The following is a 13,703-nucleotide window of genomic DNA, read 5'->3' as shown; positions in this document are numbered from 1 at the left end:
GCCGCGCTCCACCCATCCTACCAGCCCCGTAGGCCGGGATAAGCAAGCGCAGCGTTCCCGGCAAACCGGACACCGCTACAGCCCTTCCAGCACCTTCCTGGCCTCCTCGATACCGGCGAAGTCGCCGCCCGCATCCACCGCCTGCTGCAGGTGCTCGCGGGCCAGGGCGGCATTGCCGGCGCCATGGTGCGCCATGCCCAGGTGATAGTGGAAGATGGCGATATCGGGCGATTGCTCCACCACCCGGCTGAGGATCTCGACCGCCTGCTCATACTCGCCGCGGCGGTAATGCACCCAACCCAGGGTATCCAGGAACACGGCCTGCTCGGCATCCCTGAACTTGTCGGCCAGTTCCAGGGCACGGTCCAGGCTGGCCTGATCGGTGCGGCGATCGGACAGCAAAGCGGCCAGGTTGTTGGTGGCGATTGCGTTGTCGGGATTGCTCTCCAGTACCTGCTCGTAGAGCTCGATGGCGCGGTCGTAATTACCCTGGCGCTCGTGCACTCCTGCCAAAGGCACCAGGAGCGCGGGAGAACCCGGCAGCCGGTCAACCCCCATGCGGTAAGCTTCAATGGCACCCGCCTGATCGTCCTGGGCCAGCCTGATCGCGGCCAGCCGGCTGTATGGTTGAGCCACGTCAGGAGTTATCTCGATCTGAGCCAGGTATTCCTGCTCGGCATCCTCATACCGCTTCTGGGCAATTCGTACAGCGGCCATCAGCCCATGTGCCGTCCTATGCTCAGGATCAGCACTCAACACGGACTGCACACGCCCCTCTGCAGAATCAATCATGCCCATCTGTAACTCCAGGGCAACCATATCGCCAAGCAGCATGGCGGCGCCATACCCCTCGGCAAGATCAAGCGCTTTTTCATATTCAGCATGAGCGGCTTCAAGCTCGCCCAATGCGCGGTATACCCGTGCCATGCGGAAGTATCCTTCCGGACTATCAGGGGCGGCTTCCTTAATATCCATAATAGCTTTCTTCAACTGCTCAGGATCATTCCGGGCAGCCAGTATATTGCTCTTGGCAATCAATGCTCTCGCATCGTCGGGAGAGATTCTCAGGGCCGCATCCACCTGCTCCTCCGCCGCATCAACCTCACGACGCTGCATGAGATAGTTTGCATAAAGCAACCGGACATCCAGATCATCAGGCGCAGCCTCAACGGCACGACGCATGTTGTCACCAGCCAGCTCGATCTCACCATTCTGCAGGTGGGCCTCAGCCAGGAGGGTTATGGCTTTGGCGTTGTCCGGTTGATCTTTAACAACAGTACGCAAGGCGGTAATTGCATCAGTATAATTCCTATCCATCAACGCAAGCCTGCCCTTGAGCATAAGAGCCCCATTATCACCAGGGTTATGCTCAAGCACCTCGGACACAAGCTTCCGCGTTGTATCCACATCTCCTTCAGAAGCAGCGATCTCAGCCAATGCCACTCTGGCTGTCAATCCAGGCGGCTCATCGCCCCACTTGTCGGCAATATCTCCAAGCACCTGCTTCTGTTCTTCCGTGTGATTTTCACTGGCATACAGTCTGGCCAGCGCAAAGCGAATCCCTTCGGCTTCCGGCAACTCACGGATAGCCTGTTGTAGCTCGTCCACTGCTTGATCAAACGATTTCCAGCGGTGGATAAAATCAGCCATGACCAGGTAGCGATCAGGATCCTCCGGATCTGCGGCAATGGTTTCACGAAGAATCTTTTCAGCCTCTTCATGCCGATCCAGCTGAGCCAGATAAGTCGCCAGTGTAATTCGAGGCTCCAGCGCATCAGGCTGCAACCGGATGGCCTCATGCATGCTGTTTATCGCCTGCTCCGACTTATCCCCGCGGGCATAGGCACGGGCCAGCCTTACCCTCAGAGCCGGATCATCGGGGGCGGTACTGACAGCCCGCTCGAGCACCTGTTGTGCATCATCGAATTGCTCTACCCCCATATAGGAGCGAGCAAGCAATACAGCAACCTCGGTCTTATCAGGATATCGGTCAAAATATTTTTTGAGGGTAGAGATAGACGCTTCAGCATCACCCTCGCGTGACTGCAGAGCAGCTTCCAGTATGACAACACCCTGATGGTCCGGGTTGTTTTCGCGGATCGCAGCCAATTGCTCCCGAACTACCGCTATAGCCTCTTCCTCCGCCTCGACTTCTTCACGGGCCCTGGATGCATTTGCCTGAAGCAGCATGAACTGACCAAGCCTCATACGCGCATCGAGCAGCGAAGGATCGAGATCAACCGCTTTCTTATAATTGCCGTATGCCTTGGCCCACGCCTGCTCCTCCTCCATGATCCGACCCATCAGCAGATAGGCTTCGGCATGCTTGGGATCGATCTGCAGCACGTTCTTGATCTCCACCCGGGCCTTGTCGAAGTTCTCCTCCTCCAGGTAGGCCTTGCCGCGTTCCAGATAGGCCTGCTTGCGCTCCTCCGCGCCGCCGCAGGCCCCGAGGACCGCAGCCAGCACCACCACCAGTGTCGTTTTCTTGAGATTCATTGCATCCACCTGTGTTTTATTTGATTTTAATGGCCACGGAATACACGGAAAGCACGGAAAAAACCAAAACATGAGTATCTGCAGGTTATCCGCCGCCTTTCCCGTCATTCCCGCGCAGGCGGGAATCCAGTTACCGCGGCGGCTTCTGGATCCCGGCCTGCGCCGGGATGACGAGAACACGACCGGAAACAAATAACTTTTTAATATATTTTGTTTTTTTCCGTGCCTTCCGTGTATTCCGTGGCTATTAGAATATTATCCAACCCCCCGCACCCCGGCAGCATCCAGCTGCTCGCGGTACCAATCGTAGGTTAACCGGATTCCCGCCTCCAGGGAAACCGTCGGCCGCCAGCCCAGGGCATTGATCCGCGAGGTATCCACCAGCTTGCGCGGCGTGCCGTCAGGTTTACTGGTGTCGAACACCAGTTCGCCCGCATAGCCCACCACCCCGGCCACCAGCCGGGCCAGGTCGGCGATGGAGATATCCTCGCCCACGCCGATATTGACGATGCCTGCGTCGTCGTAATTCTGCATCAGGAACAGGCAGGCATCGGCACAGTCGTCGACGAACAGGAACTCGCGCAGCGGCGTGCCCGTACCCCAGATCTTCACGCTCGGCGCCCCGGCCTGCTTCGCCTCGTGCATCTTGCGGATCAGCGCCGGCATGACGTGGGATTTCTCCAGATCGAAGTTGTCGCCGATGCCGTACAGGTTGGTCGGCATGGCCGAAATGAAGCTGCAGCCGTATTGGCGCCGGTAGGCCTGGCACAGCTTGATGCCGGCGATTTTGGCCACCGCGTACCATTCGTTGGTCGGCTCCAGCGGCCCGGTGAGCAGGCTGTCCTCCGGCATCGGCTGGGGCGCGTGCTTGGGGTAGATGCAGGTACTGCCCAGGAACAGCAGCTTCTTCACCCCATTCTTATACGCGGCGTGGATGACATTGGCCTCCAGCATCAGGTTGTCATACAGGAACTCGGCCGGGTAACTGTCGTTGGCCAGAATCCCGCCCACCTTGGCCGCCGCCAGGAACACGTACTCCGGCTGCTCCGCCTCGAAGAATTCATTCACCTGCGCCTGGTCGCGCAGATCCAGCTCGCGGCTGGTGCGCGTGACCAGGTTCGTATATCCCGCCTTCTCCAGCTGCCGGACGATGGCGCCGCCAACCAGGCCGCGGTGGCCAGCCACATAGATTATTGCGTTTTTATTCATAAATCTTCCGTGCTTTCCGTGTATTCCGTGGCGCTCTTGATCTTCACTCGTTGTAATCGAACGTCTTGTAGCCCTCACGCTTGCACAGTTCATCACGCTCGGCGATCTTGATGTCCTCGCGCACCATCTCCGCAACCATCTCGTCGAAGCTGATCTCCGGCACCCAGCCCAGCTGTTGCTTGGCCTTGGACGGATCGCCCAGCAGGGTCTCCACCTCGGTGGGCCGGAAGTAGCGCGGGTCGACCTCAACCAGCACCTGCCCGCTCTTGCGGTCGATGCCCTTCTCGTCCACGCCCTCGCCCTGCCAGTCCAACTGGATGCCGACCTCGCTGCAGGCGGCGTTGACGAAATCACGCACCGAGTACTGCACCCCGGTGGCGATGCAGTAATCGTCCGGCTCATCCTGCTGCAGCATCAGCCACTGCATACGCACATAGTCCTTTGCATGCCCCCAGTCGCGCTTGGCGTCCAGGTTGCCCAGGTACAGCTTGTCCTGCAGCCCGAGCTTGATGCGGGCGATGGCGCGGGTGATCTTGCGGGTGACGAAGGTCTCGCCGCGAATGGGGGATTCGTGGTTGAACAGGATACCGTTGCAGGCATAGATGCCGTAGGCCTCCCGGTAGTTGACGCAGATCCAGTAGGCATAGAGCTTGGCCACGGCATAGGGGCTGCGCGGATAGAAGGGCGTGGTCTCCTTCTGCGGTATCTCCTGCACCTTGCCGAACAGCTCGCTGGTCGAGGCCTGATAGAATTTGGTCTTCTTCTCCAGTCCCAGGATGCGGATCGCCTCCAGCAGCCGCAGGGTGCCAAGCGCATCGGCATTGGCGGTGTACTCCGGCGTCTCGAAGGAGACCGCCACATGGCTCTGCGCGGCCAGGTTGTAGATCTCGTCCGGCTGCACCTGCTGGATGATGCGGATCAGGTTGGTGGAATCGGTCAGATCGCCATAGTGCAGTATGAAATGTCGGTCGCTGACATGCGGATCCTGGTACAGGTGATCGATGCGGTCGGTATTGAACGACGAGGCCCGGCGCTTGAGGCCGTGCACTTCATAGCCCTTCTCCAGCAGGAACTCCGCCAGATAGGCGCCGTCCTGGCCCGTGATGCCGGTGATCAATGCAACTTTACTCATTTTTCTCTCACACCCCACAATTCAAAATATTTTCCATCATCCCAACCCACACCCATCACCCCAACCCACACCCGTCATCCCGGCGAAGGCCGGGATCCAGAAGCCGCCGCGGTTCATGGATCCCGGCCTTCGCCGGGATGACGGGAAAGCTGACGGCCAACCAACAGTGCCGTAGGTCGGGTTAGCGCAGCGTAACCCGACATCACGCAATGCCGGATTACGCCTTCGGCTGATCCAACCTGCAAGACTTACCCCTCACCCCACCACAAACCGCCCCGACAACACCACCAGACTCCCCAGCACCCCCAGCGTCATCAGGTTCCACCGGCTGCGCATGTGCTTGAGCACCCACTCCACCGCATAGAACAACACCACGAACTCAATGATCAGCCGCAGCAGCATCTCGCTCAACCCGATCTGCTGCGGGAAGATCCCTGCCACCAGCAACATCAGGATGACCAGAAAATCCAGCGGACTGACATCGAAGCGGGAATTCTCCGCGAACCGCATGCCCGCAGCAATCGCCAGGATCAACACCGCAAACACCGCATAATCGAAAAAGCGGGATACCTCTGCGAACCAGGGCTGCGGATACAGGTTGACCAGATACACCAGCGCCGCCATGGACAGGAACAGCGTCAGGCGCAGGAACAGAAACCACAGGCGGAAGCCCGCCAGCAGCCGGGCGAGCAGGAGGCCGGCGAGCACGACAAGAATATAGCCGAACTGCAGCGGCACCTGTTCCACCACAAAGGCGACCACCAGCGCATACAGGGCGATCACCGCCATCACCAGGCCGGTCAGCGCCTGCAGGAACTGGGGCTGCTTGCGGATCACACCGAAAGCCTTCACCGCCGGGAACAGCAGCCGTTCCCGGCTCTTCCGCCAGCCGCTGCGTTCCGCAACGATCAGCCCGGCGAAGACCGCTACGGAAACTCCGACGTAGATCCCGATGATGAGCAGGTCATGCTCGTAGGGCAGCACCACCGCAAGCAGCACCAGCAACGCCTGGATGGCATAGATGGTGATCACGGATTCGTGATGCTCGAAGCCCAGTTCCAGCAGCCGGTGATGAATATGGTTCTTGGTGGCGCGGAACCAGTTCATGCCGTGGTAGATGCGCTGGGCGAACACCGCCAGGATGTCGACGATAGGCAGCCCGAGAAACAGCAGCGGCAGGGCCGGGCTCAGTGCCGGATTGACCCGGGTCATCAGGTATACCGCCAGAAAGGCCAGGGTGAAGCCCAGGAACTGACTGCCGCCGTCGCCCATGAATACCCGCGCCGGATGCGAGTTGAAGCGCAGAAAGCCAAACACCCCACCGATGGTGGCCACCGCAATGATCACCGCCGGATCGCCGCCGGCCTGATAGGCCAGATAGATGATCGCCAGCAGGCTGATCAGCGATTCGCCCCCGGCCAGCCCGTCCAGGCCGTCGGAGTGGTTCATGGCGTTGATCATGCCCACCATGGCGATGACGGTGAACACCCGGCCCATGGATTCCGACATGGCATCCGGCCCCAGCAGCGGCAGCTGGGTGACATACAGATCGCCCCAGTAGACCACGCCGAGCACCGCCGCGAACTGGCCGATGAACTTCACATAGTGGCCCAGCTCTTTGGCATCGTCCCAGGCCCCGAACAGGAGCAGGATCAGCGCCCCCGCAAGATAGCTCGCCATCAGAGTGTCGACAGGCAGCCACACCAACAGCGGCACCAGACTGCCGATAACGATCCCGACTCCGCCCACCCGCGGGATGGGAACGGAATGCACCTTGCGCGGATCCGGCTTGTCGACCATGCCCAGCACGGGCGCCAGCCGGACCATGACCGGGATCAGCGTCATGCTGATGACCATGGCCGCGACCAGTATCAACAGGTGATTGGCAGGAATCTCAGTCAAGATTTTCTAGTTATCCTTCAATTACCGTCATCCCCGCGCAGGTGGGACAAAAGCGCGGAGCGCGTTGAACGCCCGTAGGGCGGCCCGAAGGGCGAGCGCAGCGAGTAATCCAGAAACCACCGAACGTCTTGGATTCCCGCCTGCGCGGGAATGACGAATATATTTTTCAGCCGGTGTGGGTCGGGTTAGCCCGACAGGGCGTAACCTGACACCCACAATTCACTCCGGCACATACGGTCCCAGTTTCGGCACCACCAGCCCGGCAAACTCCCGCAGCGCCTCCTCTGCATCGGCCAGATCCTGCCCGGGCTGAATCGGGATGGTCAGCCGCACCAGGGCCCCGTCGGTGCGGTTGCGGGTCAGCGCATCCCAGAACAGGTAGCCTTTTACCCAGTACTCATTGGTAATCACCCGCCCCCGTTGCTGGAACCAGTAATACACCAACTGGCGGAAATCCCCCTTGGCGATAATCATGCGGTTGACTTCAAGTGAGCGCCCGAGAACCTCAACTCCTTCCACCGGCACCACCTCATGATTCCTGATCAGCCAGCCACCACCCGGAATACAGGCGCGGGGCGAATGCGCGGCCTCGCCGGCAGCCTGATCGGCATAGTAGGCCGCATAGAAATTCACCTGCTGACCCTTACCATTACGATAATCGGCCATGATGTAGTCATCCAGCTTCAGCGCCTGGAGGTAAATGCTTTCCAGCCGGTCCTCTCGTCCCGCCCAGTTGCCGAACTCCATGGGAAAACCCACGAAAAGCCTGCGATCAGGCACGATATTTTCGCTGCTGGAGGCATGCTCCACTCCCCAGACAGTCAGCAGTGCAACACCAATGGCCAGATAACCGGGGACAGCAGGCTTGACCCGCTTGCGGGGAACATCATCTTCGGGGGGCTCGGGTATATCGATACCGAAGGCCTCGCTCAGGGTCATTTTCCGCTTGCCGATCTTGGCCAGCACCGCCATCTCCAGGATCAGGATGGCAATACAGGCCATGAAGATGACCCAGCCCTCGAAATCATGCAGAAAACCTTCCGCCTGGCCCGGGCCGCCGTATTCCACCAGGACACCGATCACGCCGATGCGAAAGCTGTTCATCAACACCGTGATGGGCGCACTGGACAGGAAAATGATCGCCTTCTTCCACAACGCACCCTTATAGATATACGCGGCAACGAATGAAAGGCTGGCCAGCGGGAACAGGTAGCGCAGGCCGCTGCAGGCCTCGACCACCTGCAGCTTGTAGCTGCCCAGGTCGATCACATTGCCTTCGAGATAGACGCTGATGCCGAACAGACGGATCACCGCAACCCCGATCTCGGAGGAAATCAGCTGCAGCTGATTGGACAGCGTATTGAAAACGAACGGCGGTAACGGCACCATGAAGAAGAGCAGGAACAGCGGCGCAAAGGCCAGCCTGAAGGCGGACCACCCCAGGAAAGTCAGTGCAAGTCCCATAATCACGATGACGATGGAATACTGCGACAGCGTATGCGTTGTGGCCATGGTACCCAGAAACAGCAGCAGGCCGCCTAACGCAACCAGCACCAGCCCGGCATAGGAATGCCGTATTCCGACCCTCTGGATTTCGAACCTGCGCTGCCAGATCAGGAAAGCGGTAATAACCGGTATCAGATAGGCATAACCATATTCCTCGGAGCCGTTCCAACGATTTACCATGTATTCGATGGCGTCGGCATAGGCATAGCCCAGGATGCCTGCCGTCAAAATCAACAAGACCCAGATTCCGGCTGAAAATATCGAAAGAGACTTGGTGGTGGTTGCGCTGTTCATACCCATTTACTGATTCTCACCCCGCCGGCGCCGGACACTCATCCCGGCTACCGGCTCATAATTAATTAGTTTTTTTTATTGCTGGTCCGACTATCGGCCAAAAACACGCGAAAGCACATTGTCCTTGCCCCAATCGGTTTCGGCAAGCCGCCGTGCCGCCGCGCCGAATTCCGATCTTTTTGCAGCCGAATCAGACAGTTGGGCCACCGCCCGCGCCAGGGCATCGGCGTCCTCAGGGGGCACCACGATACCACACGCCTCGACGATCTCTGCCACCTGTGTTCCCGGCGCCGCAGTCGCCACCACGGGCCTTGCGCTGGCGAGCATATTCGTCAGCTTCGACGGCAGCACCAGGTCCGCCGCGTCTCCACGCTGGGGCAGCACATGGATATCGGCCAGGTTCAGCAGATCGTTGAGCCTGTCCAGTGGCTGCAACGGTTTGAATTCCACGTTCCTCATCCCCCCGGCCAACACCTCCAGCCGTGCCCGCGCCGAACCGTCGCCGCACAGAACAAAGCGAATGTCGCTCCTGTCCTCAAGCCGCCTGGCCGTCTCCAGCAATATCTCCAGGCCCTGTTTCTCGCCCATGTTCCCGGAATACAACACGACCGTATCCGATTCAGTCATACCCCATTCAGCACGCAGGGATGAGGGCTCCTGGAGAGGGTATATCCGCTCCAGTTCGACCCAGTTGGGCAACAATCCCACACGCTCCGGTTCGACGCCCTTTTGACTCAGGCGTTCCAGCATACGCTCGGAAATGGTGGTCACCCTGGCGAACCGCCGCATCAGCCACGACTCTGTTTTCAGCACCAGCTTACGCAGCCAGCGTGCCTTCAGCACCCCCAGGTCGAAAGCGGCATCGACCTCGAAATCCTGCACATGCAGCCATGACTGTGCGCCGCCGAGGCCGGCAGCGAGCAACGCTGACGGCGCACAGAACAACGGCGGCTCCACCACGAACACGATATCCGGCCGCATGCGCACTGCCTTCCAGACGATGACCGGGAACGCACTCAGCGCGAAACTGGCCAGATGCAGGATGCGTTTCAGACCGCTGGGGCGTGCCGGTACCCAGAGTGGGCAGCGCGTTATACCCACTCCGTTTATTGTTTCACGCCGATACAGGTACGAACCATATTCAGGCGAGACTTTCCATGCCGGATAGTAGGGCGGCGCGGTCACCACTTCCACCTCCACCCCCCGGGAGGCCAGCCATTCGGCCATCTCGCCGCTGTATTTGCCTATCCCCGTCATTTCGGGCAGATAGTTGATCGAGACGAGGAGGAGCCGTCGCGGGAATCCTGGCGCGCGGACGTCACTCAAACCGGCAACCCCCGCATGCGCCGCCGCAACTCCTTCGCCTTGCAATCGATCAGGTATTCATACCAGCTCTTGAGCAGGCAGAACATCAGCCCGGCGCGACCGTCCAGAACACCGCCGGCGACGAAATAGCGCCCCAGAAACATCACCAAGGGCCTGCCGGGCATGGAATATATCAGCGCCTTGAGCGCCTTGCGGCGCGCAACCGGGTCGGAGTCAAACAACTCCCGCAGCTTCCATTCATAACCTCCGCCGTGGACAAGTAACTCGGCCTCCATGCTCGAATACCGGTTGTGTTTTTCCACCCAGGCGGACAACCCCTTGTTGAAGGGATAATGGACGATCGCGGAATCAAGATCCCGGGTGAGTCCATCAGTGTGATATTCCTCGTTGATTTCGCGCTCCACCCAGACCCGGCCGAGACGCATGAGCCGGCCGAACCACAGCGTTGAATAGTTCGTGCTGTGCTTGAGCCAGGACCCCATGAAGTAATCCTTGCGCCGCATGCGGTACAGGGTGACATCCTCGCCGCCGCCCGTGAGTGTGGCGGCCATCTCTTCCACCATTTCCCCCGGCACGACTTCATCGGCGTCCAGCATCAGCAGCCAGTCGTTGCTGTAGTCGATCTCCTTCAGCGCGTGGTTGCGCTGATTGGCATAATTGTCGAAGGCGCGCTCCACGATCCGCGCCCCCTTTCCCCTGGCGATCTCGCACGTCCTGTCGGTACTGAACGAGTCCAGCACCACCACGTCGTCGCACCAGGCCACGGAATCCAGGCAGCGCCCGATATTGACCTCCTCGTCCAGAGTCAGGATCACGACGGAAACCGGCGCTCGCATCGTCACTCCGCCCCCTGGTCCGTGGCAGCCGCGCCGGCCTCCGGCAGTCCGAGCGCGGCCAGGATCCCGCGCCTGGCTCTGTCCAGAGAACCGTTATTGTCAATGACATCCCAGCCCTGCTCACGGGCCAGTTGTTCATACAGTCCCATCCGCAACTCCAGCTTGCCGTCGTTAACCAGTTCCGGCCGCGTCTGCACGATATTCCGGTAATTACGCGAGATCAGCAGCACCCTGGCATCGCGGCGCATGAGACGGCCGTAGGCAACCCCCAGCCGCGAGCCGGGCAGCCAGGCCAGCCCGGTATCCGCCGTCACATCGACCAGGGTATCCCAGGGACCGCGCTCGCAGACAACAATATCGGCAGCTTGCCGCCGGCGTTGAATCCTGCTGTAGGCCGCGATGTTCACATCGATCGCCTGCAGCAGGGCGAACAGTTCGCGATAGCCGTACAGACGCTCGAAGTCATGGAAACCGAACCGGACGCCGTCAATCGTCCTGTAGTAATTGTGTCCCGTCAGCCGTGTCAGCGCGAGCAACGGCTTGGACAGGTAATTGCGAAATCGAGACCAGACCAGCACCGGCCGCCGTCCGCGGCGCTCCAGTTCCTCGATCAGCCAGCCGCCCAGCGTGGATTTGCCGCTGCCGTCGACACCCACAATCGAGATCAGGGTCGGGAGATGCGTTGCGGTATCAGCCACCCAGCACAGCCTCCCACTCGTCGGTTATCCGATCCCAGTCGCACATGCGCGCGCGCTGCTCGACACAGCCGTTTTTCCACTTCTCCAGGATTGCAGGCTCCCGGCTCATGGCGGCGATCTGCTCGCCCAGAGCGGCGGCATCGGCCTGCTTTACCACTGCGCCAGCCGGGCCGATGGTCGATGGCAGACCATCGATGCGCGCGCCGATCACCGGCGTGCCGCAGGCAATAACCTCCATGGCCGTCACCGGCAGCTCGGACGGCACCAGGATGAACGGCTGCAACACGGCATCGGCAGCGTGAATCTCCTCGACCAATCTGTCATGGTCGACCCAGCCTCCTTCGATCTCAACCCGCCCCTGCAGGCCGTGCCGCGCCACATCGGCTTCAATCGCCGCAATCTGAACCGGGCCGGCGCCACGCGCCAGCACCCGCAGATCGACCGGCGCGTCCCGGGTCCGGGCAAGCGCAGCCAGCGCAAGCTGAAATCCCCGGATGGGAATCGCTGCCCCAAGATAGAGCAGCCGCAGCCGCTCGCGCCTGGCCGGCTCCCGCGCCTGCGCCAGCGGCCATTGCGTCAGATCAATGCCAGGCGGGATACAGGCGGCAAAGGGTCGCTGCCCGAGCCATGCATTGAGTCGGGCAGCGGTCGTTTCAGACTGCGCGACCAACGCGTGCATGCGCCGGCGCATCGCGCGTTTCCAGCTGAATCCCGGCACCAGCAGATGGCGCAGATACTGCCTCACCTCCGCCCGCCCGATATGGCGCGCCGCCGTCATCAACTCACCTGCGGTGTAGAAAGGATAGGAGGCAAACCCGACACAACGGCATTCGAGCCCATCGAGCCAGGACGCCGTGGCGATGTTCAGCGGCGTGGGCAGGAACACCTGCGCATCGGGGCGCAGCCTGCCCAGCAGTCCCTTCATCTCCGCTGCGTTCGACCCACGCAGGGAAGCGACCGAGTGCGACTGGCACCCAGTCAGGCGCGCCGGCGCCGGCACATCGCTGACCAGATGCACCTCATGCCCCCGCCGCGCAAGACACTCGGCAATCAGGCGGATGGTCAGCCAGGGCTGCAGCGGAAGTTTGGCCTCGACGAAATCGTAAATACAGAAGACGACGCGCATGTCTAGTCGCCACACACACGCGACAGCCAGCTGGCAGTCTTGGCCAGCATGGCATATTCCGTGAACTCGCTGACGAATCGGCTCCGCGCCGCTTGTCCGAGTCGGGCGCACAAGTCCCTGTCATCGAGCAGCCGGGCCAGGGCGGACTTCAATCCCACCGCGTCCGCCGGTGCGACGATCAGTCCTTCCTGCCCGTCGCGCACGGACTCTGTATTCCCCCCCACGTCGGTCGCGACGATGGGCAGGCCCGCGCGCATGGCCTCCAGCAGGCCGATGGAATGATACTCGGCCAGCGACGGCAGTGCGAAGACATCCAGGGCGGCCAGGCACTGTGGCACGTCGGCGCGCATGCCTGTGAACAGGACGCGGTCGCGAATTCCCAGGGCACCGGCCTGCGCCTCGAGGTCCGAGCGGACCGTGCCATCTCCCATCAGCACCAGTCGCGCACCGAGATGATCCTGCGCCACGCCGGCGAAGGCCTGCAGCAGATACTCCAGCCCCTTGACCGGATCGAGCCGGGAAGCCACACCGATGAGGGTGTGCTCCGGGCCGAACCCCCACTCCCTACGGATGGCCTCGCGCACGCCAGGATCGAGTTTGAGGTCCGGGATGCCGTTGTGGACCACCGTCAACTTGCTTGCGGGCACACCGTGGTCGGCGAGAAAATCCGCGCAGAATTGAGCGACATTGAGCACACCGGCGGCCCGGCTGCGCAGATACCAGTGGGTAAAGCCGTTGTAGAGCGGCGCAACCAGCCGCTTCCCACGACTCGGAGGGTGATAGCTGCCATGATAGGTAGCCAGGCGGATCACATCGGTGCTGCGACCCCGCGTCCCCAGCAGGGCCACGAGATGGCCGTTGAAGCCATGACTCAGGACACAGTCCGGCGCCTCCTCGGCGATCACCCTGCGCGCGCCGCGAATCCAGGTGAGATCTGCCAGCGAACGCACCGGCAGCACCCGAACATCGAGCTTCGCAAGCGTCGCCTCGTCCACGACCCGCCCCCTGGGCAGCAGGCACAGGGAGCGCAGCTGCAGCGGCATCCGCGCCCTGACGCGCTCCAGGGTGGCGGCATATTGGGCCACGCCTCCGAGCGAGAACCCCCAGTGAATACTCAGAACCTTCCTCAAGCTGTCAGCCCCTAATTATTGGTTATTTAAGGCCAGGCCCTGTCA

General features: G+C 61.0%; 10 protein-coding genes. All 10 read right to left on the bottom strand.

Going from position 1 to position 13,703, the window contains the following annotated elements; translation table 11 throughout:
• Positions 1 to 75: 75 nt before the first annotated feature.
• The gene (locus CFK21_RS02900) at positions 76 to 2,499 is read right to left on the bottom strand and encodes a tetratricopeptide repeat protein (protein ID WP_172844232.1); all 2,424 of its coding nucleotides are present in this window, start codon (positions 2,497 to 2,499) and stop codon (positions 76 to 78) included.
• 255 nt (positions 2,500 to 2,754) lie between these two features.
• The gene (gene fcl, locus CFK21_RS02895; RefSeq protein WP_096364564.1) at positions 2,755 to 3,708 is read right to left on the bottom strand and encodes a GDP-L-fucose synthase; all 954 of its coding nucleotides are present in this window, start codon (positions 3,706 to 3,708) and stop codon (positions 2,755 to 2,757) included.
• A 43-nt stretch (positions 3,709 to 3,751) separates the two neighbouring features.
• Complete coding sequence (gmd, locus tag CFK21_RS02890; protein ID WP_096364562.1) at positions 3,752 to 4,840, bottom strand: GDP-mannose 4,6-dehydratase; 1,089 nt, start codon at positions 4,838 to 4,840, stop codon at positions 3,752 to 3,754.
• A gap of 255 nt (positions 4,841 to 5,095) precedes the next feature.
• Positions 5,096 to 6,742, bottom strand: a complete 1,647-nt coding sequence (locus tag CFK21_RS02885) for a glycosyltransferase family 4 protein (protein WP_096364560.1) — start codon at positions 6,740 to 6,742, stop codon at positions 5,096 to 5,098.
• Between the two features lie 219 nt (positions 6,743 to 6,961).
• The gene (gene xrtD / locus CFK21_RS02880; protein ID WP_157745270.1) at positions 6,962 to 8,542 is read right to left on the bottom strand and encodes a VPLPA-CTERM-specific exosortase XrtD; all 1,581 of its coding nucleotides are present in this window, start codon (positions 8,540 to 8,542) and stop codon (positions 6,962 to 6,964) included.
• Positions 8,543 to 8,632: 90 nt separating this feature from the next.
• A complete protein-coding gene (locus tag CFK21_RS02875; RefSeq protein ID WP_197702985.1) occupies positions 8,633 to 9,868 on the bottom strand; it encodes a glycosyltransferase WbuB in 1,236 nt (411 codons plus the stop codon).
• Positions 9,865 to 10,704, bottom strand: a complete 840-nt coding sequence (locus tag CFK21_RS02870; RefSeq protein WP_096364556.1) for a glycosyltransferase family 2 protein — start codon at positions 10,702 to 10,704, stop codon at positions 9,865 to 9,867. Before CFK21_RS02870 ends, CFK21_RS02875 begins: the two co-directional genes overlap by 4 nt.
• A gap of 2 nt (positions 10,705 to 10,706) precedes the next feature.
• Positions 10,707 to 11,402 carry a hypothetical protein gene (locus tag CFK21_RS02865; protein ID WP_157745269.1) on the bottom strand — a complete coding sequence of 232 codons (696 nt, stop codon included), beginning with the start codon at positions 11,400 to 11,402 and terminating at the stop codon, positions 10,707 to 10,709.
• Complete coding sequence (locus CFK21_RS02860) at positions 11,395 to 12,528, bottom strand: glycosyltransferase family 4 protein (protein WP_096364552.1); 1,134 nt, start codon at positions 12,526 to 12,528, stop codon at positions 11,395 to 11,397. The genes CFK21_RS02865 and CFK21_RS02860 overlap by 8 nt, the downstream gene beginning before the upstream one ends.
• Before the next feature lie 2 nt (positions 12,529 to 12,530).
• Complete coding sequence (locus tag CFK21_RS02855) at positions 12,531 to 13,658, bottom strand: glycosyltransferase (protein ID WP_096364550.1); 1,128 nt, start codon at positions 13,656 to 13,658, stop codon at positions 12,531 to 12,533.
• Positions 13,659 to 13,703: the final 45 nt, after the last annotated feature.

This window comes from Thiohalobacter thiocyanaticus (assembly GCF_002356355.1).
In the GTDB taxonomy this organism is placed as follows: domain Bacteria; phylum Pseudomonadota; class Gammaproteobacteria; order Thiohalobacterales; family Thiohalobacteraceae; genus Thiohalobacter; species Thiohalobacter thiocyanaticus_A.
Note: the sequence above shows the minus strand (reverse complement) of the source record. Positions and strands in the feature narration are given on the sequence as shown.

Bases quoted from the DNA above. Each gene is read 5' to 3' on its own strand.
- xrtD (WP_157745270.1), bottom strand. From the start codon at position 8,542: ATGAACAGCGCAACCACCACCAAGTCTCTTTCGATATTTTCAGCCGGA.
- CFK21_RS02860 (WP_096364552.1), bottom strand. From the start codon at position 12,528: ATGCGCGTCGTCTTCTGTATTTACGATTTCGTCGAGGCCAAACTTCCG.
- CFK21_RS02870 (WP_096364556.1), bottom strand. From the start codon at position 10,704: ATGCGAGCGCCGGTTTCCGTCGTGATCCTGACTCTGGACGAGGAGGTC.
- gmd (WP_096364562.1), bottom strand. From the start codon at position 4,840: ATGAGTAAAGTTGCATTGATCACCGGCATCACGGGCCAGGACGGCGCC.
- fcl (WP_096364564.1), bottom strand. From the start codon at position 3,708: ATGAATAAAAACGCAATAATCTATGTGGCTGGCCACCGCGGCCTGGTT.
- CFK21_RS02900 (WP_172844232.1), bottom strand. From the start codon at position 2,499: ATGAATCTCAAGAAAACGACACTGGTGGTGGTGCTGGCTGCGGTCCTC.